The 25,033-nt window shown below is 63.7% G+C and carries 26 protein-coding genes, 1 tRNA gene and 2 pseudogenes; 13 read left to right on the plus strand and 16 right to left on the minus strand.

What is annotated here, in order from left to right; translation table 11 throughout:
* Positions 1-46: 46 nt before the first annotated feature.
* The 4 genes from pstC to MAB_RS03935 are packed head-to-tail and all read left to right on the plus strand — an operon-like array spanning position 47 to position 3,798.
* Positions 47-1,111 (plus strand): phosphate ABC transporter permease subunit PstC, encoded by a 1,065-nt coding sequence (gene pstC, locus MAB_RS03920; protein WP_005092497.1) that lies wholly within the window; start codon positions 47-49, stop codon positions 1,109-1,111.
* Complete coding sequence (gene pstA / locus MAB_RS03925) at positions 1,108-2,016, plus strand: phosphate ABC transporter permease PstA (RefSeq protein WP_005064265.1); 909 nt, start codon at positions 1,108-1,110, stop codon at positions 2,014-2,016. Before pstC ends, pstA begins: the two co-directional genes overlap by 4 nt.
* Before the next feature lie 19 nt (positions 2,017-2,035).
* Positions 2,036-2,812, plus strand: a complete 777-nt coding sequence (gene pstB / locus MAB_RS03930) for a phosphate ABC transporter ATP-binding protein PstB (protein WP_005064266.1) — start codon at positions 2,036-2,038, stop codon at positions 2,810-2,812.
* 59 nt (positions 2,813-2,871) lie between these two features.
* Positions 2,872-3,798, plus strand: coding sequence for an NADP-dependent oxidoreductase (locus MAB_RS03935; RefSeq protein ID WP_005113228.1), 927 nt, complete (start codon positions 2,872-2,874; stop codon positions 3,796-3,798).
* A gap of 4 nt (positions 3,799-3,802) precedes the next feature.
* Here the strand turns inward: MAB_RS03935 and phoU are convergent, their stop codons facing one another.
* The 4 genes from phoU to MAB_RS03955 all read right to left on the minus strand — a co-directional run bounded on the left by phoU (position 3,803) and on the right by MAB_RS03955 (position 9,215).
* Positions 3,803-4,480 carry a phosphate signaling complex protein PhoU gene (gene phoU / locus MAB_RS03940; protein ID WP_005064270.1) on the minus strand — a complete coding sequence of 226 codons (678 nt, stop codon included), beginning with the start codon at positions 4,478-4,480 and terminating at the stop codon, positions 3,803-3,805.
* A 112-nt stretch (positions 4,481-4,592) separates the two neighbouring features.
* A complete protein-coding gene (locus MAB_RS03945; RefSeq protein WP_005115754.1) occupies positions 4,593-6,878 on the minus strand; it encodes an LCP family protein in 2,286 nt (761 codons plus the stop codon).
* 147 nt (positions 6,879-7,025) lie between these two features.
* The gene (gene dusB / locus MAB_RS03950) at positions 7,026-8,201 is read right to left on the minus strand and encodes a tRNA dihydrouridine synthase DusB (protein WP_005085657.1); all 1,176 of its coding nucleotides are present in this window, start codon (positions 8,199-8,201) and stop codon (positions 7,026-7,028) included.
* A 6-nt stretch (positions 8,202-8,207) separates the two neighbouring features.
* Positions 8,208-9,215 (minus strand): acyl-ACP desaturase, encoded by a 1,008-nt coding sequence (locus MAB_RS03955; protein WP_005064274.1) that lies wholly within the window; start codon positions 9,213-9,215, stop codon positions 8,208-8,210.
* Between the two features lie 213 nt (positions 9,216-9,428).
* Here MAB_RS03955 and MAB_RS03960 point away from each other — a divergent pair, with 213 nt between their 5' ends.
* Entirely contained in the window at positions 9,429-9,776 is a 348-nt protein-coding gene (locus MAB_RS03960) for a hypothetical protein (protein ID WP_005064276.1), read from the plus strand.
* On the opposite strand, the gene MAB_RS03965 is transcribed toward MAB_RS03960, so the two are convergent.
* Entirely contained in the window at positions 9,733-10,365 is a 633-nt protein-coding gene (locus MAB_RS03965) for a TetR/AcrR family transcriptional regulator (RefSeq protein WP_005073044.1), read from the minus strand. The genes MAB_RS03960 and MAB_RS03965 overlap by 44 nt on opposite strands.
* Before the next feature lie 86 nt (positions 10,366-10,451).
* Here MAB_RS03965 and MAB_RS03970 point away from each other — a divergent pair, with 86 nt between their 5' ends.
* Both MAB_RS03970 and MAB_RS03975 read left to right on the plus strand, forming a co-directional pair.
* Positions 10,452-11,456, plus strand: a complete 1,005-nt coding sequence (locus MAB_RS03970; protein ID WP_225580855.1) for an oxygenase MpaB family protein — start codon at positions 10,452-10,454, stop codon at positions 11,454-11,456.
* A 48-nt stretch (positions 11,457-11,504) separates the two neighbouring features.
* Positions 11,505-11,678, plus strand: a pseudogene (locus MAB_RS03975) (GAP family protein); the annotation flags it as partial.
* An 8-nt stretch (positions 11,679-11,686) separates the two neighbouring features.
* Here the strand turns inward: MAB_RS03975 and MAB_RS03980 are convergent.
* The 3 genes from MAB_RS03980 to MAB_RS03990 are packed head-to-tail and all read right to left on the minus strand — an operon-like array spanning position 11,687 to position 14,471.
* Positions 11,687-12,571, minus strand: coding sequence for a 3-hydroxyacyl-CoA dehydrogenase family protein (locus tag MAB_RS03980; RefSeq protein ID WP_005092523.1), 885 nt, complete (start codon positions 12,569-12,571; stop codon positions 11,687-11,689).
* Positions 12,572-12,628: 57 nt separating this feature from the next.
* Positions 12,629-13,549 (minus strand): hypothetical protein, encoded by a 921-nt coding sequence (locus tag MAB_RS03985; RefSeq protein WP_005087190.1) that lies wholly within the window; start codon positions 13,547-13,549, stop codon positions 12,629-12,631.
* A gap of 28 nt (positions 13,550-13,577) precedes the next feature.
* On the minus strand, positions 13,578-14,471 hold the full coding sequence (locus MAB_RS03990) for a 3-hydroxyacyl-CoA dehydrogenase family protein (protein ID WP_005113234.1): 894 nt from the start codon (positions 14,469-14,471) through the stop codon (positions 13,578-13,580).
* A gap of 254 nt (positions 14,472-14,725) precedes the next feature.
* Between MAB_RS03990 and MAB_RS03995 the strand changes: the two genes are divergently transcribed.
* Positions 14,726-15,874, plus strand: a complete 1,149-nt coding sequence (locus tag MAB_RS03995) for a PucR family transcriptional regulator (RefSeq protein WP_005083409.1) — start codon at positions 14,726-14,728, stop codon at positions 15,872-15,874.
* Here the strand turns inward: MAB_RS03995 and MAB_RS04000 are convergent.
* The gene (locus MAB_RS04000) at positions 15,871-16,728 is read right to left on the minus strand and encodes an SDR family NAD(P)-dependent oxidoreductase (protein ID WP_005073061.1); all 858 of its coding nucleotides are present in this window, start codon (positions 16,726-16,728) and stop codon (positions 15,871-15,873) included. The two genes, MAB_RS03995 and MAB_RS04000, sit on opposite strands and share 4 nt — an antisense overlap.
* A 41-nt stretch (positions 16,729-16,769) precedes the next feature.
* Positions 16,770-17,267 (minus strand): anthrone oxygenase family protein, encoded by a 498-nt coding sequence (locus MAB_RS04005; RefSeq protein WP_005083407.1) that lies wholly within the window; start codon positions 17,265-17,267, stop codon positions 16,770-16,772.
* 103 nt (positions 17,268-17,370) lie between these two features.
* On the opposite strand from MAB_RS04005, the gene MAB_RS04010 reads away from it, so the two are divergent.
* Together MAB_RS04010 and MAB_RS04015 are read left to right on the plus strand one after the other, a co-directional pair.
* Positions 17,371-17,829, plus strand: a complete 459-nt coding sequence (locus tag MAB_RS04010; RefSeq protein WP_005073069.1) for a DUF2269 family protein — start codon at positions 17,371-17,373, stop codon at positions 17,827-17,829.
* Between the two features lie 54 nt (positions 17,830-17,883).
* A complete protein-coding gene (locus MAB_RS04015; protein WP_005113238.1) occupies positions 17,884-18,786 on the plus strand; it encodes a DMT family transporter in 903 nt (300 codons plus the stop codon).
* A 6-nt stretch (positions 18,787-18,792) separates the two neighbouring features.
* On the opposite strand, the gene MAB_RS04020 is transcribed toward MAB_RS04015, so the two are convergent.
* Positions 18,793-19,713: an AraC family transcriptional regulator gene (locus MAB_RS04020; RefSeq protein ID WP_005083401.1), complete on the minus strand. Its 921-nt coding sequence runs from the start codon at positions 19,711-19,713 to the stop codon at positions 18,793-18,795.
* 109 nt (positions 19,714-19,822) lie between these two features.
* On the opposite strand from MAB_RS04020, the gene MAB_RS04025 reads away from it, so the two are divergent.
* Positions 19,823-20,515, plus strand: a complete 693-nt coding sequence (locus tag MAB_RS04025; RefSeq protein WP_005083398.1) for an alpha/beta hydrolase — start codon at positions 19,823-19,825, stop codon at positions 20,513-20,515.
* Positions 20,516-20,572: 57 nt separating this feature from the next.
* Here MAB_RS04025 and MAB_RS04030 read toward each other — a convergent pair whose 3' ends face one another.
* Positions 20,573-21,130: a helix-turn-helix domain-containing protein gene (locus MAB_RS04030; protein WP_005087202.1), complete on the minus strand. Its 558-nt coding sequence runs from the start codon at positions 21,128-21,130 to the stop codon at positions 20,573-20,575.
* 49 nt (positions 21,131-21,179) lie between these two features.
* On the opposite strand from MAB_RS04030, the gene MAB_RS04035 reads away from it, so the two are divergent.
* Positions 21,180-21,656: a YbaK/EbsC family protein gene (locus MAB_RS04035; protein ID WP_005092530.1), complete on the plus strand. Its 477-nt coding sequence runs from the start codon at positions 21,180-21,182 to the stop codon at positions 21,654-21,656.
* 3 nt (positions 21,657-21,659) lie between these two features.
* Here the strand turns inward: MAB_RS04035 and MAB_RS04040 are convergent, their stop codons facing one another.
* The 4 genes and pseudogenes from MAB_RS04040 to MAB_RS04050 all read right to left on the minus strand — a co-directional run bounded on the left by MAB_RS04040 (position 21,660) and on the right by MAB_RS04050 (position 23,980).
* Positions 21,660-22,946 carry an MFS transporter gene (locus MAB_RS04040; RefSeq protein WP_032667864.1) on the minus strand — a complete coding sequence of 429 codons (1,287 nt, stop codon included), beginning with the start codon at positions 22,944-22,946 and terminating at the stop codon, positions 21,660-21,662.
* A gap of 69 nt (positions 22,947-23,015) precedes the next feature.
* A tRNA-Lys gene (locus MAB_RS04045) sits at positions 23,016-23,115 on the minus strand.
* A gap of 73 nt (positions 23,116-23,188) precedes the next feature.
* A pseudogene (locus MAB_RS25105) lies at positions 23,189-23,585 on the minus strand (MFS transporter).
* Positions 23,582-23,980 carry a hypothetical protein gene (locus MAB_RS04050; RefSeq protein ID WP_225580852.1) on the minus strand — a complete coding sequence of 133 codons (399 nt, stop codon included), beginning with the start codon at positions 23,978-23,980 and terminating at the stop codon, positions 23,582-23,584. The pseudogene MAB_RS25105 and the gene MAB_RS04050 overlap by 4 nt, the downstream one beginning before the upstream one ends.
* 142 nt (positions 23,981-24,122) lie before the next feature.
* Between MAB_RS04050 and MAB_RS04055 the strand changes: the two genes are divergently transcribed.
* Entirely contained in the window at positions 24,123-24,602 is a 480-nt protein-coding gene (locus MAB_RS04055) for a hypothetical protein (RefSeq protein WP_005092536.1), read from the plus strand.
* Positions 24,603-25,033 lie beyond the last annotated feature (431 nt).

The raw sequence follows: 25,033 nt of genomic DNA on the forward strand, positions 1-25,033 counted from the left end.
GGGCCCGGGTGGGGACGTACCATCGACGACATAGACAGCGAGTTCAATGAGCAGCCAGACCAGCGGCATCGATCCCGTGGGGGTAGCCCGTCCGGCCGATCTTGACGGAACGGTCTTCGAGGAGAAGCCACAACCCATGAGCGACGAGGGCGACCATCAGCCACCCGCCAAGTCCACCAAGGCGGTTACCCGCCCCGGCGACCGCATCTTTGCCGGACTGGCCACGGGATCGGGCGTATTCGTCGTCGCCCTCATCGCCCTGGTGGCGATCTTCCTGATCCTGCGCGCCGTCCCCGCGCTGAACAACGACGACGAGAATTTCTTCCTCTACAACGGTCCGTGGCGCACGGACGACACGGCACACATGCAGTTCGGTGTGCTCGACTTGTTCTCGGTCACCGTATTCGTCTCGATCTTCGCGCTCCTGCTCGCCATGCCCGTGGCCTTGGGGATCGCGATCTATCTCACCGAATACGCACCCGACCGGGTGCGCGGGCCGCTGGCGTACGTCATCGACCTGCTGGCCGCGGTGCCCTCGATCGTCTACGGCCTGTGGGGCATCTACGTGCTTGCTCCGGCGATCGCGCCGGTTGCCCTGTGGCTCAATAGGAATCTGGGTTTCATACCACTGTTCGCCGATAGCCCCGTGAACATCGCCGGCGGCGGCAACCTGTTTACCGGTGGCATCGTGCTGGCGGTGATGATCCTGCCGATCATCGCGGCGGTCACCCGCGAGGTCTTCATCCAAACCCCCAAGGGCCAGATAGAAGCCGCGCTGGCCTTGGGCGCCACCAAGTGGGAGGTGGTGCGCACCACCATCATCCCGTTCGGCACCTCCGGCTACATCAGTGGATCCATGCTCGGTCTGGGCCGTGCGCTGGGCGAGACCATCGCACTGATGCTGATTCTCTCGGGAACCTCGGTGGCGTTCGGGTGGTCGCTGTTCGACAGCGGTAGCACCTTCGCAACCCACATCGCGTCCAACGCGTCGGAATTCAACAATGAGCTGGAGGCCGGCGCCTACATCGCGGCCGGCCTGGTGCTGTTCGTGCTGACATTCCTGGTGAACTCGGCGGCGCGTGCCGTCGTCGGCGGAAAGGGCCGGGTATGACCGCGACTCTCGACAGGCCGGTCAAGGAGCCTGCGTTCCATCCGCTCTCGGGAAGGCGCAAGGCTACCAACGCCATTGCCACGGTGCTGGTCTCGAGTGCGGTGCTGATCGCACTGGTCCCGCTGGTGTGGGTGCTCTACACGGTGTTCGATCGTGGTTTCGCCGCCATCCTCAGCGCCGACTGGTGGTTCAAGTCCCAGAACATGATGACCAACCGGATCGCGGGGGGCGGTGCGTATCACGCTATTGTCGGCACCCTCTTCCAAGGCTTGTTCTGCGCGATCATCTCGGTGCCGATCGGCATCTTCGTGGCCATCTACCTTGTCGAGTACGGCCGTAACTCTCGGCTGGCCAAGCTCACCACCTTTATGGTCGACATCCTCACCGGTGTGCCGTCCATCGTCGCGGCATTGTTCATCTACGCGCTATGGGTGGCTACGCTCGGGCTGCCGCGTTCGGGGCTGGCGGTGTCACTTGCGCTGGTGCTCTTGATGATTCCGGTGGTGGTGCGATCATCGGAGGAAATGCTCAAGATCGTCCCGAACGATCTGCGCGAGGCGTCCTACGCACTGGGTGTTCCCAAATGGAAGACCATCTCCCACATCGTGCTGCCCACGGCGCTCTCGGGTGTGGTCACCGGTGTGATGCTGGCACTGGCTCGTGTGATGGGTGAAACCGCGCCCCTGCTCGTGCTTGTCGGCTATAGCAAGCTGATCAACTACGACATGTTCGGCGGTGAGATGGCTTCACTGCCCGGCATGATGCTCGACCAGCGCAGCGGTTCGGTGGTGGGCCTTGCCGAATCCAGGCTATGGGGCGCCGCCCTCACCCTCATCTTGTTGGTCGCGGTTCTGAACGTTATCGCCAAGCTCATTTCGCGCTTTTTCGCGCCGAAGAAGATTTGAAAGGTAGGCTGGGTTTCTCATGGCCAAGCGCCTCGATCTCAAGGATGTCAACATCTTCTACGGCAAGTTTCATGCCGTTCAGGATGTGGCACTGTCGGTTCCGCCCCGCAACGTGACGGCCTTCATCGGCCCGTCCGGCTGTGGCAAGTCCACTGTGCTGCGCACCCTCAACCGGATGCATGAGGTGACTCCGGGCGCCCGTGTCGAGGGCTCGGTGCTGCTCGACGGCGCCGACATTTACGGTTCCGCAGTCGATCCGGTATCGGTGCGCAAGACCATCGGTATGGTGTTCCAGCGACCAAATCCTTTCCCTACCATGTCGATTCGAGACAATGTGGTGGCCGGGCTGCGGTTGCAGGGCGTGCGTAACAAGAAGACCCTCGACGAGGTCGCCGAACGCTCGCTGCAGGGTGCCAACCTGTGGAACGAGGTCAAGGATCGTCTGGACCGCCCGGGTGGAGGGCTCTCCGGCGGTCAGCAGCAGCGTCTGTGTATCGCCCGGGCGATCGCGGTGCAGCCGGATGTCCTGCTCATGGACGAGCCATGCTCGGCGCTGGACCCCATCTCGACCCTTGCTATCGAGGATCTGATCTCCGAGCTCAAGCAGGAATTCACCATCGTCATCGTCACGCACAACATGCAGCAGGCCGCCCGAGTGAGCGATCAGACCGCGTTCTTCAACCTGGAGGCCGCAGGCAAGCCCGGCATGCTGGTAGAGATCGATGACACCGAGAAGATCTTCTCCAACCCCACTCAGAAGGCCACCGAGGATTACATCTCGGGCCGCTTCGGCTGAGCCGGCGGCAGCCCGCCGATCCCGGCAGACCCATGGCGATAGCACCTACTGTGGTGAGTATGACCAAGGCGGTGCAGTTCGATCAGTACGGCGGTATCGACGTCTTGCAGGTGCGCGACGTGCCACGCCCGGTTCCGGCGCCCGACGAGGTGTTGGTGCAGGTCCGTGCCGCGGGAATCAATCCGGGCGAAGCCAAGATCCGCGCCGGGATGCTGCACGACAGGTTCCCGGCCACCTTCCCATCCGGGCAGGGGAGCGACCTGGCCGGTGTCGTGGTGGAGGCCGGCCACGGAGTCGCGCGCTTCGCGCCAGGAGACGAGGTATTCGGTTACACCGATAATCGGGCCAGTCATGCCGAGTTTGTCGTGGTCCCGGCCAGTCAGCTGGTCACCAAACCGGAGGGCCTGTCCTGGGAGGTGGCGGGCAGCCTATTCGTCGCGGGAACCACCGCATACGCCGCCGTCGGCTCGGTTCATTTGAGTCCGGGCGACACGGTGGCCGTCTCTGCCGCCGCGGGCGGCGTGGGCACCATTGCCGTCCAGCTCGCCAGGGCTGCTGGTGCGACGGTGATCGGGATCGCGGGGCCGGACAACGACGAGTGGCTCACCGCGCATGGCATCATCCCGGTCAACTACGGCGACGGGCTGGCCGAGCGCATCACGGCCGCCGCGCCCCAGGGGCGTGTCGACGCGTTTCTGGACCTGTTCGGCGGCGGCTATGTGGATCTCGCACTCAATGAGCTCGGCGTGGATTTGCAGCGGATCGACACCATCATCGATTTCGCGGCGATCGAGCGATACGGGGTGCAGAGCGTGGGCAATGCCGAGGGCGCCTCAGCGCAGGTGCTCTCCGAGCTGGCCGCACTGATCGTCGATGGAAAGCTGGAAGTAACTGTTGCGCAGACCTTCCCGCTCGACGAGGTGCGCAGTGCGTACGAACTGTTGGAGCGGCAACACACCCGCGGAAAAATTGTGTTGGTGCCCTAACGCGTCAGATCGCCGTGAGGTGGTCGTGGCCCTGTCCCTCGGGCGGCAGGCTTCCGGTCACCTGGAAGATGACCCGGCGGGCGACCTCGACAGCGTGATCGGCGAACCGCTCGTAGAAGCGGCCCAGCAGTGTCACGTCGACGGCGGCGGCCACGCCGTGCTTCCATTCGCGGTCCATCAGAACGGTGAACAGGTGCCGGTGCAGGTCGTCCATCGCATCGTCTTCTTCGTTGATACGGGCAGCCTTCTCGGGATCGCGGGTCAGCAGCACCTCTTGCGCGCTATTTCCCAAATCGACTGCAACGCGGCCCATCTCGGCGAAGTAGCCGTTGACCTCTTCGGGCAGGGCATGCTGCGGGTGGCGGCGGCGGGCGATCTTGGCGACATGCAGGGCAAGAGCGCCCATCCGGTCCACGTCCGCGACTATCTGGATGCTGCTGACGACCTCGCGCAGGTCACCAGCGACCGGGGCCTGCAAGGCCAGTATGGCGAAGGCGCTTTCCTCGGCGGCGGCACTCATCGCGGTGATCTGCTCGTGATCGGTGATCACCTGCTCGGCGAGAACGAGGTCAGCCTGTAGCAATGCGCGGGTGGCTCGCTCCATAGCGGCTCCGGCCAACCCACACATCTCCCCGAGCTGTGCCGACAATGAGGACAGCTGCTCCTGAAACGCGGTACGCATGGATCAAGCCTACGGACCCGTCGCCGTCGAGTCATGGACCTGGTGTGAACGGCGAGTGAATGCCACTACAGGGTCCGCGTAAGAAACTGCGAGCAGCGTCTAAATTGTCGGACTATCCGCAGCTAGTGTCGCCGGCGTTCACGACCGTCAGGTCCATCGGCAGCTCGGTGGGGGCCATTGCGCCCGAGGACAGCTGCAGCGGGACGGTTGAACCCGCCGCGGGCGGAGCCTGCAAGTTCGCGGTAGACGCGTAGTCGCTGCCGAGCACCACCCGCACCGTGGTTTGGGCTCCGGTGATCCGCTGCAGCTTGGCTCCGCCGAATGAGGCGGCAACCGTCGCGGCCTGTTGCTCGTGGCCCGGCGAGAAGAAGACGGTGGTGGTGGGCAGTGCCGAGGGGTAGTCGTCGGTGGTGGTGATGCCAAAGCCGTAGTTGCTCAGCTGGCTGGCCGCCGACGCCGCCAGGCCGGTTTGGCCCGTGCTGTTGGACACGTGCACGTTGATCTCGCTGGGTTCGGTGGTCACCAGGTCGACCTGCTCGGTGGGTGTTGCTGCGGGAGTCGGTGGGGCAGTGGATGTTTCGCCTAGCTCGCTGGCGGCTCCGTGCTCGCTGGCGGCCAGGGTGGTGTCCTGAGTGGTGGTGCCTGGCATGGGAACACGGGTGCCATCGGGCAGCAACTCGCCGGGCAGCGGGTCGTCATTGATGATGGCGTCGAAGATCTTCCGGATGTCGGTGGTGCGCGGTGTCTCGTTGCCCTCGGAGTCGGTGCCGTCGGTGGGCACCGTCAGGAAGGTGATTCGGCCAGCCTTCACATCCTGAAGCGACTGACCAAGGTCCACAAGGTCTTTCGTCCTGATGTTGTCGACATAGGAGTCGTCGATGAAGGTGTTCACCACGTTGTTGAGCTTGCTCAGCGAGAAGAAGGTGTTGTGCGAAATCATCGAACGCAGCAAGGAGGACAGGAACAACTGCTGGCGCTTGATGCGTCCGTAGTCGCCGTTGTATTCGGTGGTGACCTGGCGGGCCCGCACATACTGCAGGGCGGTGTGGCCGTCGATCGTTTGGCGGCCGGCGTTTTGCAGCACCGTGCCCAACTCGTAGTCCTCGATCGGTGTGGGTGTGCACACCTCGACCCCACCGAGTGCGTCGACCATCTTGGAGAATCCGGCGAAATCCACGCCGAGGAAGCGGTTGATGTTCAGTCCCGACATCTTCTGGATGACCTTGACCAGGCACTTGGGGCCGCCGAAGGCGAACGCCGAGTTGAGTTTGGTCTCGGTGTAGGCCTTATCGGGCCCATAGGACTTGGTGTCCTCATTCCAGACCTCGCACAGTGTCGGCTGGATGGCCAGATCGCGGGGGAAGGACACCACCGCGACGCGCTTACGGTTGGCCGGGATGTTGACCAACATCATGGTGTCCGAGCGTGTGCCCTCAGCGTCTGAGGTGTCGCCGGCGCCCATGGCGCTGTTGGCGCCGGCACGGGTGTCGACGCCGATGATGAGGAAGTTCTCGTCGCCGTACTGGGCGTTGGGATCGCGGATGTCGCGCGAGTTGGGGTCCAGCGCCTCAACGTGATTGAGCCTGTTGTTCTTGACGTTGCTCCACTGCCACGCACCGCCGGTCACGGTGAGTGAACACACCGCGACGACGGCGGCGATCGAGCGTCCTAGGTAGATGGGCCGCCGTGAGCGTTTCGGTTCTTCTTCTCGGACCGCGGCGTCCGGGTTGCCCACCCGGACGGGAATGGCGCGGGTGTCGATGTTGTCGTCCAGATTCGATGCCCGAACCCGACGCGCGGCGGCCTTGTCGTAGAGGGGCGCGTCATCGGGGTAGTCCACGTACGGCGGGTGCTCGTCGGCCGGCCCATCGGTGTACTGAGCACGCTGCGGTGCGGCTTCGTGCACCTGTGGGAGAACGTCTGTGTGGCTGTCGTCGGCGGACGACGCTGGAGCAGGCTCCTCTGCGTAGTCGTCCGACTCCTGGGTGCGCGCGTGCCGACGTGAACGACGGCTGCCGTTGGCGCCCTCACGGGCCAGCAGATCGGCGACCGACAACGAGTGCGATCCGGTCTCGTGTGCGGAGGGCGCCGGCGGCTGCGGGGCCGTGGGTGCCGTTGCGTTGGGGGCCGGTCGGGCGGGCCGGGATGCCGGTACCTCGGGCACCGCCCGCCGCGGTTCGCGTAGGGATTGTTCGGTCTCGAGCCGTCGCGTCCACTCGTCGTCGGTGGGGTCGGGCAATGAGTGATTGAGAGCCGGCGGTGGCGTCCACGGTGTGTTGGATGGTTCTGGCGCCACGTCGATGTCAGGATGACTGCCAACGGGTTCGATCGCGCGTTCCCAGGGGGCCGAGCCATACGCGCGTGGTTGGGCAGGAGTGGCGTTTGGGCCATCACCCATGTTCAACCTCGCTTAAAACGTCTGGACAGTTGCAAGTTCACGGCACACCGGCAGCAGATAACGCCGTGCCCGGGGCACGGTCGTCGTCACATGCTACTGAGCATTGCCGCAGATCACCATGCCCGGTGACCTAGATGTGACCCCGCGTCATCCACCAGAGTGCATGACGTCGGCTGCTGAGGGAACTGTGCAATCGTCGGGGTCATTGAGCCAGCCATCGGGTAGCGACACCTTCGCGGGTGACCCCTGGCGTCCGCGAGGTCCGTTTCCGCCCTCAGGGAAGGGCGCGGATTGATCGAGCTGTTCGAGCAGGGTGTCCAGCTCGGCGCGGGTGCTCACGAGCGCGAGCGCCCGCCGGATGTCACCACCGGCGGGGAAGCCGTGGAGATACCAGGCGATGTGCTTGCGCATGTCGCGCAACGCCTTGTCTTCCCCAAAATGGTCGACGAGCAACTCCGCGTGACGACGCATAATCACCGTTACCTGACCGAGATTCGGAGGCGCCGGAATCGTCTGACCGTTGAAAACGGCACTCAATTCGGCAAAGAGCCACGGACGTCCGAGACAGCCGCGGCCGATGACGACGCCGTCGCAACCGGTCTGTTCCATCATCGCGACCGCGTCGGCGGCGTCGAATATATCGCCGTTCCCCAGGACGGGGATGGTTGTCACGTGGTTCTTGAGCGCGGCAATCTGGCTCCAGTCGGCGGTGCCCGAGTAGCGCTGTGAGGCGGTGCGGGCATGCAGCGCGACGGCTGCGGCCCCCTCCGACTCGGCGATGGCGCCGGCGTCCAGGTGGGTGTGGTGGTCGTCGTCGATGCCGACGCGGAATTTGACCGTCACCGGGATATCGGTCCCCGCGGTGGCACGCACGGCGGCGGCCACGATCTGCCCGAACAGCCGCCGTTTGTAGGGAAGGGCGGCGCCACCGCCGTTTCTGGTGACCTTGGGTACCGGGCAGCCGAAATTCATGTCGATGTGATCGGCGAGGCCTTCGTCGACCACCATCTTGGCGGCGCGGTAGGTGGTCTCCGGATCGACCGAATACAGCTGCAGGGATCGTGGCGACTCTTCCGGCGAGAAGGTGGTCATGTGCAGCGTCACCGGATGCCGCTCGGCGAGCGCACGGGCGGTGACCATCTCACAGACGTACAGCCCGCTGACGGTTCCCGTGGTGGCCAGTTCGAGCTCGCGGCACAGCGTTCGGAACGCGACGTTGGTGACACCGGCCATCGGGGCCAGCACCACCGGGCTGGGCAATGCCAAAGACCCGATCCGCAGTTCGCGGGATCGGGCCTCTGGTAGGTCGACAGATGCGGTCACAGCCGGTTAGACGCTGACAGCTTCCCGGGCAGCCTTGGCGGCCTGGCGTTCTGCGCGCTTGGCCTGGCGTTCCAGGTACTTGGCCTTGACCTCTTCGAAGTCCGCGGACGTCTTCTTGAGGTCTCCGATGATCCGGTCGAGGTCTTCGCGGTACCACTCGCCCTCGCTGCTGATGTCGTCGCGTTCGAAGATGCGCCACTTGCGCAGCACCGGCATGACGACCTCATCGAGGTGCGACTGCGGGTCGTAGACACCGCCGGTGGCGATGGTGACGGCATTGCGGCGGAACCCCGGAATCGTGTAGCCGGGCATCTTGAAGTTGTCGAGCACCTTATGGATGGACTTCAGGGCCTGGTCGGGAGCGATGTGCATGCCCGCCTCGACAAGGTTGCGGTAGAAGATCATGTGCAGGTTCTCGTCGGTGGAGATGCGCTTGAGCAGCTCGTCGGCGACGGGCTCGGCGCAGGCCTTACCGGTGTTGCGGTGCGAGACGCGGGTGGCCAGCTCCTGGAAGGTCACGTAGACCACCGAGTCAAACAGGCTCTCGGCGAAGAGTTCGTCGCCGCCCTGGCGGTTCTGGCCGGGGGAGAAGCCGCGGGTCATCTGCTCCACGCGCAGTTTCTCCAGTTCCACCGGGTCCACCGAGCGGGTGACCACCAGGTAGTCGCGGATGGCGATGCCGTGCCGGTTTTCCTCGGCGGTCCAGCGGTTGACCCAGGTGCCCCACGGGCCGTCCATGGTGAAGTTCATGGCGATCTCGCGGTGATACGAGGGCAGATTGTCCTCGGTGAGCAGGTTGGTGATCATCGCGATCTTGGCGACCTCGGAGAGCTTGGACTGCTCCGGATCCCAGTCCTGCCCGCCCAGGGCCTTGTAGTTCTTGCCCTCCGACCACGGGACGTAATCGTGCGGGTTCCAGTCCTTGGTGACACCGAGGTGGCGGTGGACATTCTCCTCGACCACGGGCTCCAGCTCGTGCAGCAGCTCGAGGTCGGTGAATTCCTTCTGCGACATGAATGTGGTCCTCGGTTCGACAGAGTTATCTGTATCTGGAAGTTGCAGTCAATATATCTGTAAACGGCGGTTGCATACAAGTGGACCGGCCGTGGCACACATCCACCCTTCCGCGCGCCTTCTGACGTGCGGATTAATGCTTTTCCCGCTCGGGCTGCGAGGCCCTTACACCCGCAGTATGCTTGCTCACAACCCAAGGTGGAGGTCTAACCAGTGAAGTCGGTATTCAATGCGGCCATTGTCGCGGTTGCGGGTGCGGGTTTCTCGTTGACAATGGCCGGGCTGGCCCATGCGGGCGGTCCTACGGACACCACCGGGCAGTTCTACTCCGACGCCTCCTCGACACTCAAGGGCGAGGGCTACACGGTCGTCGTCGCGGGCCGCTCCGGTGATCAGGTCGGTCTGGACAATTGTCTCGTCGCGCATCAGGAAGCCTTCACCGTCAAGAAGGGCCAGGACGACCGCGGCAAGATGGTCCATGTGACTCTGCGTTGCTACAAGGCGGAGGTCGCCGCTGCTAAGAAGGCTGCTGAGGAGAAGGCGAAGTCGGCCGCGGCGTAACCGACGCGTTCGCTCCCTGTAGCAGTATCTGCACGCAGTAGTCCACGAAACGCTGTCGGTCCACGTTCAGTTCCTCGTTCAGGTACGCCGTGAAGAGGCTTGTCAGGGCACCGACCAGGCTGGTGGCCACCAACTGCTGCTGGACCTCGTCGGCGAGGTTGGTGCTGAGCTTTCCCTGCAACAAGGCCACGAATCGCGGCAGCCAGTCATACCCGGATTCGGAAAGTGTCGGCTCAAAGGTCGGTGCTATCAACAGGACTCGTCCCATGGTCGGTTCATCGACCATGAGGCGGGCGAAGGCATCGACACCCTCATACGCTGACCGCACACCACTGAGCGCTTCGATCGCGCGGAAGCCCACGTGGTCGTATACGGCGCGGACAAAGGTGTCGCGGTCGGAGAAATGTTCGTAGAAGTACCGCTCTGTCATACCCGCGGAGCGGCAGACCGCGCGGACGGTGACGGCGGGCCGGGGGCGCAGGCCCAGTAGCCGCACGCCGGCAGCCATGAGTTCACGACGCCGCTCATCGGCACGCTCGGCCGGTGAGACACCTGCCCAGCTCCGTCGCTGCGCTTGACCGTTCGCCACGGGCCTCCTAGTGTGATGTCAAAGTTGACAACCTTGATTGTCACTATACGTCGAACCGCAATGGAGCGTTCCGCATGGTCAACGATATGTCCGAGCTCGCCAAGGTGCAGCCTGCCGCCGAATCCGGTGCCTTCGTGTCGGGCTGCCCGGTGAGTCACGGGACGGGCAAGTCCATGCCGGTACCGCTGGGGCCGGAATCGTTGACCTGGAAGTACTTTGGCGACTGGCGCGGCATGCTGCAGGGGCCCTACGCCGGATCCATGCAGAACATGCACCCGCAGTTGGGCGCGGCCGTCGAGCAGCATTCGCAGTTCTTCCGCGAGCGCTGGCAGCGGTTGTTGCGTTCGCTGTATCCGATCGGAGGAGTGGTATTCGACGGGGACCGGGCGCCGATGACCGGGGCCGAGGTTCGTGATTACCACGTCAATATCAAGGGCGTCGACGATCAGGGGCGTCGCTACAGCGCGCTCAACCCCGACGTATTCTATTGGGCGCACGCCACTTTCTTCATGGGCACGATCATCGTGGCCGAGCGCTTCTGCGGTGGAATCACCGAGGCCGAGAAGCGGCAGCTCTTCGATGAGCACATCACCTGGTACCAGATGTACGGCATGAGCATGCGGCCGGTGCCCAAGTCCTGGGAGGAATTCCAGGAGTACTGGGATCACATGTGCACCAACGTGTTGGAGGACAACAAGGCCACACGCGATGTGCTGGACCTGACGACCTTGGCGGTGCCGCCCTTCGCGCCGTGGATCCCCAAGTGGCTGTGGGCGTTGCAGCGGCGCATGTTGTCGCCGTTCTTTGTCTGGTTCACGGTGGGGTTGTACGACCCGCCGGTGCGAAAGCGGTTGGGCTACACCTGGTCTGATCGAGACGAGTGGTTGCATCGCAGCTTCGGCCGACTGGTCAATGTGGTGTTCAGGTTTGTCCCGGAGAGATTCCGCCGGCATCCCCGTGCGCGTGCGGGGTGGGATCGCGCGCTCGGGCGCATCCCGGCCGACGCTCCGTTGCCGCAGACTCCGGATCGCAACCTTCCACCGTTGGACACCTGGGGCAGCCCGAACCACTACAACCCCAAGGTCTCGTAGCCGCAGTTTGGATTTCGGCGCCGTCGGCGTGTTCGTGATGACATGATTTCTGCCTCGGTCGCCGTCCCGATACTGGCCTATGTCGCTGCGGGCCACCGCCTTGATGACGCGATGCGACGACTCAAGGACTGGATGGATAAGAACAATGCCGCGTTGATGGCCGCAATACTGATCGTCATCGGTGTGATGGTGCTGTACAACGGGATCCACGCACTGAGGTGAGCGTGCGCTTAGTCGTGTGATGGTTCCGGGCAGTCGTGGTAGAAACCCTCGCCCGACTTCACCCCCAGCTTGCCCTCGTCGACATATTGCTGCAGCAGGTCGCGTGACGTAGTGGGGATGTAGGGGAAGTGTTTGATGTAGTTGTCCTCGATATCCAGTGCGACGTCGAGGCCGACGCGATCGATGGCCCGGAATACGCCGATCGGACTCATGCCGGATGCGACCCAGATGCGGTCGAACTCGGCGGGTGTCGAAACTCCCTCGGCGACAACGGCCAAGGCTTCACGCTTAACGGCAGCCCATACCCGGTTGATGATGAAGCCGACGCTTTCCTTGTGCGCGACGGCGGTCACGAATCCGTGTTTGGGCAGTTCGGCCCCGAGGATGTCGAAAATCCGTTCATTGGTGTGTCCGTCGGTGACCAGCTCGGCCTGCGGTGCCTCGGGCGGCTGCCCGTAGTGGGTGTTGAGAAACCGCTGCGGATGCTTGACCTTGCCGATGAGCTCGCTGCTCATGAAGGACGACGAGTTGGTGCCGATGATCGCATCAGGTGCGGCGATTTCGTCCAGCTGGCCCAGCATATCGATCTTGAGCGCCTGCACCTCGGGAACCGATTCGACTACATACCAAGCATCTTTCACTGCGCTGGGCAGGTCGGTGTAGTACTCGATGGTCGCGGGTTGAGCGCCCAGGGCGGAGCGAGCCTTGACCAATTCCGGGATCCGCTGATCAAGGAACTCCTTTGCTGACTGTAGTGATTCCTCCGAGACGTCGTAGAGATGCACCACACCGCCGCGGGTGGCGAAGGTCAGGGCGATGCGGCGGCCGAGTGTTCCTGCGCCGAGCACGGCGACCGGGCGATTGTCGATATCTGCCGGGGGTGAGTACGTCACGTTCTGTCCTGTCTATAGCGGTCTCTAGCGGTCTATGACGATGATTGGTGAGTTGGTTCAGACTCCAACGATTCCGGTGAGGTTGCCGTCGACCTTCGCGAACGTGCGCTCGCCACTCCCATCGAGGTTGACCGCCCGAATCTCGCCGGACATATCGCTCACGTAGGCGATACCGGCCTCCTTGTCCACCGCCAGGCCGATGGCTTCCGCGAAGCCCGAGGCAAGCACGGTGACCTCGCCGCCCGCCTGCCCTGAGGCGGGAATCTGGGCCTTGTTCAAGGTGTTGCCCAACGGGGCGGCGCCTCGGTCGGTCCAGTAGATCACCCCCGCCTCGAGGTCCAGTTCGATGTCGATCGGTTCGGGGAGACCGGACCACAGCACCTCGATATCGCGGTTTTCGGGTGTGTGCCCGGCAGGAATCTTTAAGGAAGTGCGGAAGATTCGGCCATCGCCGCCCTTCGAGGGGCCCTTCTGCGTCCAGTACAGCAGCCCGTTCTGCTCGTCGACCGCTATTCCGACACACTGATTGCGGGCCACGTGACGGCCCTCGTCGTCCAGTGCGACCAATACCTCGTCACGTAGGTCGCTGCCGTCCAGCAGCACACTGCGTATCGCCGCGCCTTCGCGATCGGACCAGTACAGGCGGCCAAGCGACCAGGCCGCCGAAAGTTGTTTTCCGGTAACAAAACTCCCCGGAGTCAGCAGATAAGTCCGTGCACTGCCGTCGATCGCCGCCCGTTCGATGGAACCGGTCTGGCCAGAGAAATCCAGATTACGTTCGGTGGGTGGCGCATTGGTGTCAACGAGCGTGGGCACACCCATGTTGGTCCAGTAGATGTTCTGCCGGGCCGGATCGACGGCAATGCCATCAGGCAATTCATTCAGGTCCACCACGAGTTCGGTGAACTCTTCCCCGGACGTGGGGAACTTCAGGATGGACCTCTTGACCTGGTTGAGGGCCAGCAAGTATTGAAACATGTTGTTCTCCTTGTGGTGTAACACGTGGTTAGGCGTCGAGCTGGCGTAGTGCCGCCAAGACCGCGCGGGTGCGTTCGTTGCGCCGAGCGAGCAGCCGTTCGTAGTTCTCTGGTCCCGTACCGTAGGCGGTGTCTATATCTTCGATCAGTTTCTCGATCACCCGCGGATCTGACGACGGGGTTCCCATTGTGATCTTTCCTACTTCGGCGCCGAGTCCCTCGTAGAGGTGCCGCGCACCCTCGGGACCGCCGCCCAGCGTGTTCCCTTCGAATAATCCCGTTGCAGCCCACCGCAACCCAAGCGAATTCTGCAATGCGGTGTCGAGGTCGGTAACGCTGACCACCCCTTCTTCGACGAGGTACTGCGCTTCGCGGGTCAGCGCTACCTGGAGCCGGTTGGCTACGAAACCGGGGATCTCCTTGCGGATTACGATCGGCGCACGGCCGAGTTTCCGATATAGGTCGACAGCGGCATTCAGGGTGGAATCACTCGTCTGGGTTCCAGGTACCACCTCGACGAGTGGCATCAGCTCGGGTGGATTGAATGGGTGCCCCACAATCACCCGGTCACCAGCGCCGAGGCCGTCGGCGATGAGGGTCGCCCCAATCGAAGAACTGGACGTGGCCAACACGGCGTGCTCGGGCGCTGATTCGAGAAACTGGCCGAACAGCTCGCGTTTGACGGCCAGGCGTTCAGGGCCGTTCTCCTGGACCAGATCGGCTTCCGCGACCACATCGGCGAGCGTGTGACTCGTGAACACATCGGAGTCGTCCGCGCCGAAGGCCGCTCGCACGACCGCGTCGAGATCGTCGCGGGGGTCGGTTATCCCGACGCGCCACCCGTGGCTGCGGGCCAGTCGTGCCCACGAGAGCCCGATAACCCCGGCGCCCACCACGGCCATAGTCTTCTGCTGATCACTCATCGTCCTGCTCCTCCTGTGCGTACCAGCAATGTCTGTCTGGATGTCTCGCCGTCCGGCTGCCCGCCCTGCGTTTCGGGATGAATACTGGCTATAGGAACAACATATCGATCTCTTCCTCGCACGTCGATGGCATCCGAGCCAACAAGTTGGCGGATGAGATTGTTCATTTGAACAATTCGCCGCGGAGATAAAGCGCTATCCTTGGGACCGTGAGTGAATCACCCTCAGGTAGTGCAGGAGCAAACTTGAAAACGGTGGGCGAGCAGCTACTGGCCCGGGTGGACGAACTTTGTGCCGAACAGTGTCGGATCATTCGTGAGCGGGTGGCCGCGTACCGCGACCCGGTGTTGGTCACCGATGAGGATTTGTTTGCGGCCGGCCGTGACCAGATGGTGTACGTCTTGGCGGCGATGGGCTCGGGGGCACCTGACACGAGCGCGGCGGCCCGGGTGGGCAGGCTGCGCGCTGAACAAGGTGTGCCCCTGGCCGACGTGATGTCGGCCTACCGGGCCGGGGGCCAGTTCCTGTGGGACGCACTTTCACAGGCTATTGATGCGGCGGGCTTGTCTCGGCAGGAGCTGCGAGCCGCGGCGTCGCAGGCGTGGCAGAACCACGACAGGTACACGGACGCGATGGCTGAGGGATATCGCGATGTCGTTGTCGAGCAGCTCATCCAGCGGGACCAGGAACGTGCCGCCCTGGTGAGTGGCCTCATTGACGGGCGCTTCCCGGCGGGGATAACCGCCTGGAACGCGGCGCATCAGCTGGGATTACCGGAATCCGGGGCCTTCGTCGTGGTCGCTATCGAATCGGGTCCGCTCGACTACCGGACATTGCGGAGCGCGGAGAAGGCCTTGCGTGACCAGGGGTTCGCTTCGGCATGGCGGGTCGACCCCGACATGCAGGTGGGTATCGTCGCGCTCCCCACGCCTTCGCGGCTCGAGGAGCTCGGTGAGACCTTGCGTAATCTTGGTGTACGACGTATCGGCGTCAGTCCGGTATACGACGGTTATCCGCCGCCGGGCCCGCCTCTGAACTACGCGAAGGCGGCGTTGCTTGCGGCCACCGAGGATGACCCGGTGGTGGCGTTTGACGCGAATCCCTATGCCGTTGCCGCCATTACCGATCCACAGACCATGGCACGGTACCGCGATCTGGTGCTGGGCAGTCTTACCGAGATCGGAGTAGTGGACCGCCAGTTGCTCGTGGACACCTTCCGGCAGTGGGTGGACTGCGACGGCTCCATCCCCGCCACAGCGAGGGTGTTGTTCTGTCATCCGAATACCGTGAGGTACCGGCTGCGCAGGCTAAAACAATTGACCGGGCGTGATGTCGCCCGGCCGCGCGACATCGCTGAACTCCATCTCGCCGTCGAGGCCGATCGTCGGCTGAGCTGGGCTTAGCCGCGTACGGGCAGCGGCTCGACGCCCACCAGCGCACAGCTCTTAGCGTAGAGGTTATCTTGTGCCGCTAGGTTTTTCGTGTAGCGGCGTACCGGGCTTGGCGTTTGTGCGGCGAGGTAGTCGCCATTGCGCCCACGGTGCTCTTCCGATACCGCCATATCGGCGATCAGCTGGCTTGGCCGCTCCGGCGTGATCAGGGCCAGCATCACCAGCGAGCGGACGGGCTGTGGTATCTCACGCCAGATTTCCGATCTGACGTTGCCCGGGTGCAGTGCGTTCGAGGTCACCCCATCGGGAAGGCGGCGGGCCAGCGCATTGCTGAACATGAGATTGCCCATCTTCGACTGCGCGTACGCCGAGAAGGTGAAGTAAAAACGTCTACCGTGCCAAGTCTTTTCGTTGATCCTTCCTACGCTGTGGGCGACGGAGGCCAGATGGATCACGCGGGCGTCTCCGCTTCGGGAGGCTTGCAGCTGCGGAAGCAGCAGATGCGTCAGCAGAAAGGGGCCCAGATAGTTCGCACCCCATTGCAGTTCGAAGCCCTCGTCGGTTTTGGACTGGCGCATGGGGGAAGCGCCCGCGTTGTTGACCAGTACGTCGATCTGCGGATGCTGTGCGGCCAGCTCGCCGGCGAAGCGATAAATGCGTTCGAAGGACGACAGGTCCAGCGACATGATGTCGATCTGAGCCCCCGGTGTCGCGGCCAGGATCTGATCCCGCGCCTGCTGAGCCTTCTGCTGATTGCGGCATGCCATGACGATGGAGTGCCCGCCGGCGGCGAGTCGATGCGCCGAGGCCAGACCGATCCCGGCGTTCGCGCCGGTGATGACCACCGTTTTCGGAGTGCCGGGCATACTGAATCTCCTCATCGAGACGTCCAGAACACCGAGAAGTCTCACACGGCACTTGCGGGGTGTCGAGCCCAGGCCTGCCACACAAGGCGCAGGGCTCGCATCGCGAAGAGCAACGCAACTGCCGTGAGCGCCACGCGAACCAGGTTCAGCACATTCCATTGCAGTGCGAGCCGGTGCAGCTCCTGAGGTGTTTCGCCCAGTGAGCCGAAGTAGAGCGTCATGTTGAGCTTGGCGATGACGTAGACGGACAGGACGATTGCCATGATCTCAGCGACGCAGGCCAGAAGCAGTGAAAGCTTCTCAGGGGCCTTGCGCGGTGTGCGTACGAACCACACGATCAGCGTGACCGCGGCGATCAAGGTCAGCGGTACGTAGTAGTACATCGGGTTGGTCACCTCGGTGAACTGCTGAAAGGCCCTCAGTTGCTCCTTGCTGTCGCCGGCGATGTTGGGGCCGATCACGATGGCCTCGTACAGGTTTCCGAAGAACCACATCGCTATCCCGAACACGGTGAAATACATCAGTATTCGACGGCCCATCGGCTCATACTCCCAAGAACGCGGTCCGATACGGCCAAAAGTCGTCGAAATATGGCCAGCAGCGGGCTTTCGGTTCCGGTGGTGGGGCAGATAGCGTCTGCGCGTGACCAAGCTATTGCTCTCGATCCATGTCCTGGCCGTGATCCTGGCGGTTGGGCCGATCGCCGTGGCGGCCAGCATGTTTCCGGCGTTCGCACGCCGGGCCGCGGCCGAGGGCGGCGCGGAGCTGGGCAGCCTGCGCACGTTGCACCGGGTATGCCGCGTGTACGCGGTGGTGGGCATCGCGATTCCGATGTTCGGTCTGCCGCTGGCCGATCTGATGGGCGTGTTGGCCAGCCCGTGGCTGATCGCGTCGTTGGTGCTCACAGGTGCGGCGGCGGCCGTGCTGGTGTTCGTGGTGCTGCCCCGACAGCAGCGTGTGCTGGCCGAGCTGGGCGGTGGGCACCCGCTCGATGCGCGGGTGTTCGGGAGATTGGCCATGTTCACCGGGATTTTCAACCTGCTGTGGGCGGTGGTGACGGTGCTGATGATTGTGCGCCCCGGGTCCAGCACGGGCGTGTAAACGACGGCAGAAATCCGCTAGCGCCCTCCGCCGGTAGTCCTGTGCAATTGTCGGGTGGATACCGCGACCGCCGCTCCGGCCCGTAGCCGTTGGCTGCCTCTTCAGTTCGCGGCTCTTGCCCTGGTGTGGGGCGCGAGCTTCTTGTTCATCAAAGTCGGGTTGCAGGGGCTGTCGGCGTTGCAGGTGGCGGCGGCGCGCCTGGATTTCGGCGCCCTTACCCTCGTGTCCCTGCTTGTACTGCTGCGGGTTCCGCTGCCGCGCGAGATCAAGGTGTGGGGACATATCGCTGTCGTCTCGCTGACGCTGTGCGTGATGCCCTTCGTGCTCTATCCGTGGGCCGAGCAGACCATCGACTCCGGGCTGGCAAGCATTTACAACGCCGCAACGCCGTTGATGACCACCTTGGTGACGCTTTTGGCGCTGCGCGCCGAGCGGCCCGATCGGACGCAGCTGCTCGGATTGGCCCTGGGGTTCCTGGGTGTGTGCGTGGTGCTGGCCCCGTGGCAGCTGATCGGTCACGGGGGGCCCGTGCTCGCGCAATTCGCCTGCTTGGCAGCAACTCTGAGCTACGGGATCGGCTTCGTCTACATGCGCAAGTACGTCACGCCGCTCAGGTTGCCCGCGTTGACGGTGGCCGCGATTCAGGTTGGCCTGGGCGCGGTGCTGATGACGGCCGTCGTAGCGCTCGTCGACCCGCATCGGATCGTCGCGACGTCGGCGGTGGTGCTCAGCATGTTGGCGCTCGGGATGCTGGGAACGGGTTTGGCCTATGTCTGGAACACCCACATCATCAATGGCTGGGGTGCCACCGCGGCGTCGTCGGTCACGTATCTGACCCCGGTAATCGGTGTGTTGTTGGGGGCGTTGCTGTTGGGTGAGCACATCGGCTGGCACGAGCCGCTCGGCGGGGCGATCGTGATCGCAGGAATTGTGGTGAGCCGCAGGGGTAGTCGGTGACCTTTGTCATCCGGACCGGTGGTGTGTACGCCAACGCAGTGGTGGTTCACCGAATCGGCGCTGAAACGCGCGGCTGAACGCGGCATCGGATGTGTATCCGACGGCTCGCCCGATCTGGCGCACCGGGTCGGTGGTGGAGCGCAGCAGATGCGCGGCACGGTCGAGGCGCCGCTCGCCGATATAGGCGGCAGGCGGCTGGCCCAATAGCTCGGTGAATCTCTGCGTGAAGGCCGAGCGCGATTGCCGGGCATGCTGGGCGAGCTCCGCGATCGACCAGGGGTGCTCCAGGTTGTTATGTATCGCGGTGAGCACGGGCGCCAGACGCGGATCCATTGCGGCCGTAAGCCACCCGGGCTCGGCGTGACTGGAACTTGACCATTCGCGCACGGCGTGGATAAACAGCAAGTCCAGGATCCGCGAAATCATCACCCACGAGCCCGGACTGGGCGTCAGGATCTCGGCCAGGATGAGCTGAAGTGAGAGCGGCAACCACTCGTGTCCGGGCCGAGCGGCTTGAATGATGATGGCGGGAGGCAACACCGAGAGCAGCGGGTCGGCGGCCTTACGCTCCGCCGTGAACCTCCCGCTGACCCAGTGCAGGGTGCCCGCGGGCTCGCCGTGTGGCTGGGCTCCGGAGAGCCGATGCGCGGTGCCGCGCGCCATGAGCACCATGTCTCCGGCAGCAAGCACGCACACCGGATTCCCGTCGACATACACACGAAGCCCGGCCGTCTCGGCGATATGCAGCACACGCTCGTTCGCGGGTACGGAGACGTCAAACGGGAGCTCGGCCGAGCAACGCAGTGCGGATTCACCGCGCAGCCCAATGGCAGACAGGATCCCGGAGAAGGCGTCGATACTCGGCGACCCTGTGGGCCAGCTGAGAGATTTTGGCTGATCGGCAAAATAATCTGGATTATGGATCATTTAACTTGCCTCATCATCCAAATATGTTGGTGTGATCCCTGGAAGTCAAGAGTGCCGCAGTCCCTGGGCGCAACGGGATGATTCATCCGACATCTACTGAGAGGAAGACATGTCCAGCAAACCGACTATCGTTCTGGTCCACGGATTCTGGGGTGGTGCCGCGCATTGGGGGAACGTGATCGTTGAGCTGCACGGGCGCGGCTTTGAGGATCTTCACGCGGTGGAGAACCCATTGACGTCGTTGGCAGATGACGCGGCGCGTACGCGGCAGATGGTCCAGCAGATCGACGGGCCGGTGCTTCTTGTCGGGCACTCCTATGGCGGTGCGGTGATCACCGAGGCCGGCGATCTGCCGAACGTGGCGGGGTTGGTTTATGTGGCGGCGTTCGCTCCCGACGCGGGGGAGAGCCCCGGTCAGCTGACCGAGCAACTGCCGCCGGCCGCCGCGGCCAATCTGGTTCCCGACAGCGACGGTTACCTGTGGATCAAGCAGGACAAGTTCCGCGAGAGCTTCGCTCAGGACCTTCCCGAGGATGCGGCGCTGGTGATGGCGGTCACGCAAAAGGCGCCGCTGGCATCGACATTCGGCGATGCCATCACCGCGCCGGCGTGGCGCAACAAGCCGTCCTGGTATCAGGTATCGACGCAGGACCGAATGATCAACCCGGAGAACGAGCGTCGGATGGCACAGCGGATCAAACCCCGCAAGACCATTGAACTGGATGCCAGTCACGCCTCGTTGGCGTCTCAGCCGGTTGCCATCGCCGATCTCATTGCCGAGGCCGCTGGGGACATCGCGTAGCAACGAGGCCCGGGGGCGTCGGTTGCGGCCGCCGGTGCCCCCGGTGGCGGTGCGCTGTCACTGAGCGACGGGTGTCGTGATGCCGGGCGGGTAATGCATCGTCAGGACCGCTTCGGCGGGGCCGTTCACGGCACGGTAGACGTGAGGGACATTCCCTGGGAAGCACATGGTTTCACCGGCGGCCGCGATCTGTGGGTCGCCCAGCGGCCCCGCCTCGAGCGTTCCCGCAACCACGGTGATCGTTTCACGTACCCCGGTAGCGTGCGCCGGAGAGTGTTGAGTGGTGGTCTCGACGGTGATCCGGTAGACCTCGACGTAGCCGTCGTCGGTCTGCCACCCGCTCAGTGACACGGCGTGTACGGCCTGACCGTGCACCGACGGTCCGTCGGCGGGAGGCGAGACGCCGACGGCTGCGCTCAACGGAGCGCCGAGTGCTTTGGTCAACGCGAACAGGGTGTCCAGGCGGGCCGTGCGACGTCCGTTCTCCAACTCCGAGATGCTGCCCTTGCCGACGCCGCTTCGCGTCGCCAATTCTGCGAGGGACAGTCCTGCCTCTGTGCGGAGTCGGCGTAGCCGGGCGCCGACCTCTGCAGGGGCCGATTGGTCGTTGTCCACGGGACCACTCTAGAGTTCTGTTTACAGAACCCTAGAGGAAGGCTCCCTGATGACCGAAGTATTGCCCGAAACCAGCCGACAATTGCAGGCCACCCTTGCCGGTTTGGGATGTCGGGGACGCATCCGTCAGCTGCCCGATTCCACGCATTCGGCGAACGATGCGTCGGCGGCAATCGGTTGTGCGATCGATGCCATCGCCAGCAGTCTGCTGTTTATGGCGGACGATTCACCGCTGCTGGTGATGGCCAGCGGCGCACATCGCGTTGACACTGACCGCGTTGCCCAGCTGGTCGGTGCGCTCAAGGTGCGGTTGGCGCCCGCCAAGGCCGTCGCGAAGATTACCGGCCAGGTAGTGGGAGGTGTTGCACCGGTTGGTCATCCGAACCCGATCCGGACCTTGGTGGACAGCACGCTGGAAAAGTGGGATGAGATCTGGGCGGCCGGTGGCACGCCGCGCACTGTCTTTCCGCTCACCTTCGCCGAGCTTGTCCGGATCACCGGCGGACAGGTGTGCGAGGTCGCTTAGCGATCAGCCCGGCAGATCCTCGGTAAGCGCCTCGTCGGCAAGGTCTTCCAGCTCTTTACCCTTGGTTTCCGGTCCAAGCAGGTATCCGATGATCGTCAGTATCCACAGGCCGCTGAGAGCCAGGTAGGGCGTTTGGATTCCGTAATGCGTGATGGCCCAGCCCACCAGGGCCGGCGCCGCGATGGAGACGACGCGGCCGCCGCCGACGGCGATGCCGAACCCGGTGCCGCGTAGCACGGTGGGGAAGAGTTCGGCGACGTAGGTGTCACCGACTCCCCACAGCCAGCCCAAGGTGGCGATGGAGATGGCGCCGAACACCAGGTACTCCGGCAGGGTGTCCGAAGTGGCTCCCAATGCGGTGGAGGCGATTTCGATCAGGGCGCCGAGGACGGCCGAGGGTCGCCGCCCGATCCGGTCGGCCAGTGCGGTGCCGATGAAGACGAACACAGCCTGTAGCAGGAAGAAGGCGAGGGCGTAACGGATCGCGTCAATGGAGGTGGCATGAAACTTCTTGACGATGTAGGTGGTCAAGAACAGGGTCATGCCCCAGTAGCCGACCGCATTGGCGGTGTAGACGAGCCAGCCGACGACGAGGCGCCGCCGTACTCCGGGAACATGCCACAGCTTCGGCCTGGTGGCACGGCCTTGGACGCGCGCCTTGGTTTGGGTGTAGCGGTGCGATTCCTTGATGCCTTGGCGGGCAAGGAAAAGCACCACCGCGGGGATGATCGCGACGATGAATGCCGCCTGCCAGCCAAACCGCGGGACCAATACGAGTGCGACCCCGGCGGCCAGGACGTAACCGAGTGAGAAGAGCGAAAAGATCACGCCACCAACGCCGATGGCCCGTGTCTTGGCCGGCCACACCTCGGCGGTGTAGGGCGCGCCGACCGCGAGCTCGCCGGCACCGCCCACACCCGTCAAAAAGCGCAACCCGGTGAACGCGGCCACATTGGTGGTCAGGCCGGCCAGGGCGGTGGTTATGCCATACAGCAGGATCGAGGCCCCGAGGGTGGTCTTCCGGCCCCAGCGATCGGCGGCGAGGCCGAATCCGACGGTGCCGATGGTGTACCCGAGCAGGAAGATCGAGCCGATGTACCCGGCCTGCGCCTCGGTGATGTGCAGTGTGTCCTTGATCTCCGGTAGCACTAGGCCGTAGATGTTCACCGCGTAGGAGTCGAACCCGTACCCGAGGCCTGCGGTCAACGCGACGAAGAACGCCTGCCGGAACGTCACGGGACGGGATTGGGGCGGGTGCGTCCCGGTGGTGTTCTCGGCCGTGGAAGTCATTGGCCGAACGGTATGAGCCGGTCGACGGCCTGGTAAGGCTCCTGCTCCCGCTGATTGCAACGGATGATCTGGTGCCCCACCAGGGCTCGAACCTGGGACCTGCGGATTAAAAGTCCGCAGGATTGCGCAAAAGATCCGCAGATTCGCCAGCTGCCAGCCGCTCAGGCCCCAGTCGAGCCTGAGCGGAAGGCGGCATAAGAGTCCGTAGTTTCCAGCCCAGACCGCGATCGGTGGTGCTGGCCTTATGGTCGGGCCTCGGCGACATAGGGTTCCATGATCACCACATCCGACGAAAATCCTTGGCGCCCAGCGCTTGTATCGGCCTCGGCGTGCGCTGGCGGTGCAGTGGGCGCAGGCACGACCCTTCCCGGGTGCGACGGATGGCTCGCTGCCGTCCTGCTCCACATCCAGCGTCCAGCCGTTGGCGCGGGTAGTGATGGTCATCGTGGTGTTCCCAGTGGGCTGGCCCAGCTCGGCCAGCGTGCCCGCCTGTGCGAGAGTGACTATCACGGCCAGACCCCAATCCTGCCCGCCGGATTGGCGCTTAAGGTCGGGGATATCCGGCGGCGTGGAACGCCACTTACCTGGGTCGGTGTCCATGAGGACCTTGCCGTCGACGGTGATCTTGATATTGCTCATTGGGCTAGGAACTTTCGTAGTTGACGGGCATCGATCGTCACGTCGTCGGTCTTGCCGACCGTCAGCACCAACAAGGGCGTGGCGCGCTGGTGGTCGGTGCGGTCGTACAGCGTGACGATTCGGGTGCCGTCCGGCGCTTCTGCGGCGTCCTGGCGCAGCTGTGCCGCATCGGCTTTGGTGAGTACGTCGAATTCGCCATCGATGACCGACTCGATGGCCTCGGCCCAGAGCTTGGCGGCCTGGCCGATCATTTCCTGCGCTTGGTCTTCAGGCATACCGGTCGCCCGGAAGCCGGGAATCGGAATCACTCGTGCGGGACTGTTTGCGTTGCCGGGATGTTGAAGGGCTCCCGAAGCGAACGTGCGAGTGAGCAGGTCGACTAGGGATTGGTTCACAGCGCGTGTGCCCTCCTTTGGAGGCTGCCAGCGTTATGGCGGGGTCGCTCTGGCGACTGGCGGCCTGGCGTAAATGAACTGGCCAGTGCATAGTGAGAAGAAAGTCAGCAAAGTAGTGGTCATGTGCAAGGGAGGGGTTGCAGTGAGCGTTGGGCTGATGGCACTGACGCCGGTTGTGGTGGTGTTTGGCTATCTCGGTTGGCAATCGGCCCGCGGCGTCGGGCGCTGGGTGCTAGATCGTCGGCGCCGTGACGTTTCAAATGCCGCCCTGGGATCCGAGTCGGAGGCCGGGGACGCCACAGGAATCTTTGATGGCAAACCTACTGGGCGGATTCGCGTGAAGAGTCAATCCGAATCCAGCTGGGAACTAGCGATAGAACCGATAGGTGACCATGTTCAGCTTCCTAGCGGCGACGATGCGCTCATCGAGTACGTGTTACCTGGTAGGCCGATGATCACTCGAGATGGTGTACCGGAGGTAATCGCTTACTCTGATCGCGGCATCGTTGTGTGCCTACCGCGATTCGACGAGTTCAGGGTCCTCAACAAGGCAGGCGAGATACTCATTGAAGTCGGAACCATAGGGCCGAAGCCCAGGAGTAGTGACGAAAACCCCAGCTAGACCGGGGTTTTCATACGGTGGACATAGTTGTCCAGGTCAAGAGATTGCCCGCCCAGCGGCGTCTTGAGCTGGTGACCTACTGCCCGGCGTTGAGATTCTGGCCAGTCCATAATGAGAAGAACGTCAGCAAAGTGGCTGCCAGATGCAAGGAGTGGTTGCAGTGAGCATTGGGCTGATCGCGCTGACGCCGTTTGCGGTGTTACTCGGGTACCTCTGCTGGCAGTTAGTCCGCAAAGCGAGCCCTCGGGGGCCAGATCATGGCGGTCGTCGCGTTTCGGACGGTGCGCCTGGGTATAGCCCGGGAGCCGGGGCCGACACGGGAACCTTTGGCTTCTTCGGCGGATTCGGCGGAGGCAGTGGCGGCGGGTACTGCGACAGCGGCGGATTTAGTGACGGCGGTGGTGGGTGCGACGGCGGTAGCTGACCGCCAG

Source organism: Mycobacteroides abscessus ATCC 19977, from assembly GCF_000069185.1.
GTDB classification, from domain to species: Bacteria; Actinomycetota; Actinomycetes; order Mycobacteriales; family Mycobacteriaceae; genus Mycobacterium; species Mycobacterium abscessus.

What these genes read in the sequence shown, in the direction of transcription:
- MAB_RS04000 (WP_005073061.1), bottom strand. Translation starts at nt 16,728, where the DNA reads ATGCCCGGCACTCCGAAAACGGTGGTCATCACCGGCGCGAACGCCGGG.
- MAB_RS04005 (WP_005083407.1), bottom strand. Translation starts at nt 17,267, where the DNA reads ATGGGCCGTCGAATACTGATGTATTTCACCGTGTTCGGGATAGCGATG.
- MAB_RS03970 (WP_225580855.1), top strand. Translation starts at nt 10,452, where the DNA reads ATGTCCGAGCTCGCCAAGGTGCAGCCTGCCGCCGAATCCGGTGCCTTC.
- pstA (WP_005064265.1), top strand. Translation starts at nt 1,108, where the DNA reads ATGACCGCGACTCTCGACAGGCCGGTCAAGGAGCCTGCGTTCCATCCG.
- MAB_RS03985 (WP_005087190.1), bottom strand. Translation starts at nt 13,549, where the DNA reads ATGTTTCAATACTTGCTGGCCCTCAACCAGGTCAAGAGGTCCATCCTG.
- MAB_RS03990 (WP_005113234.1), bottom strand. Translation starts at nt 14,471, where the DNA reads ATGAGTGATCAGCAGAAGACTATGGCCGTGGTGGGCGCCGGGGTTATC.
- MAB_RS04025 (WP_005083398.1), top strand. Translation starts at nt 19,823, where the DNA reads ATGTCCAGCAAACCGACTATCGTTCTGGTCCACGGATTCTGGGGTGGT.
- MAB_RS04035 (WP_005092530.1), top strand. Translation starts at nt 21,180, where the DNA reads ATGACCGAAGTATTGCCCGAAACCAGCCGACAATTGCAGGCCACCCTT.
- phoU (WP_005064270.1), bottom strand. Translation starts at nt 4,480, where the DNA reads ATGCGTACCGCGTTTCAGGAGCAGCTGTCCTCATTGTCGGCACAGCTC.
- MAB_RS03945 (WP_005115754.1), bottom strand. Translation starts at nt 6,878, where the DNA reads ATGGGTGATGGCCCAAACGCCACTCCTGCCCAACCACGCGCGTATGGC.
- MAB_RS04020 (WP_005083401.1), bottom strand. Translation starts at nt 19,713, where the DNA reads ATGATCCATAATCCAGATTATTTTGCCGATCAGCCAAAATCTCTCAGC.
- MAB_RS03955 (WP_005064274.1), bottom strand. Translation starts at nt 9,215, where the DNA reads ATGTCGCAGAAGGAATTCACCGACCTCGAGCTGCTGCACGAGCTGGAG.
- pstB (WP_005064266.1), top strand. Translation starts at nt 2,036, where the DNA reads ATGGCCAAGCGCCTCGATCTCAAGGATGTCAACATCTTCTACGGCAAG.
- pstC (WP_005092497.1), top strand. Translation starts at nt 47, where the DNA reads ATGAGCAGCCAGACCAGCGGCATCGATCCCGTGGGGGTAGCCCGTCCG.
- MAB_RS03935 (WP_005113228.1), top strand. Translation starts at nt 2,872, where the DNA reads ATGACCAAGGCGGTGCAGTTCGATCAGTACGGCGGTATCGACGTCTTG.
- MAB_RS04040 (WP_032667864.1), bottom strand. Translation starts at nt 22,946, where the DNA reads ATGACTTCCACGGCCGAGAACACCACCGGGACGCACCCGCCCCAATCC.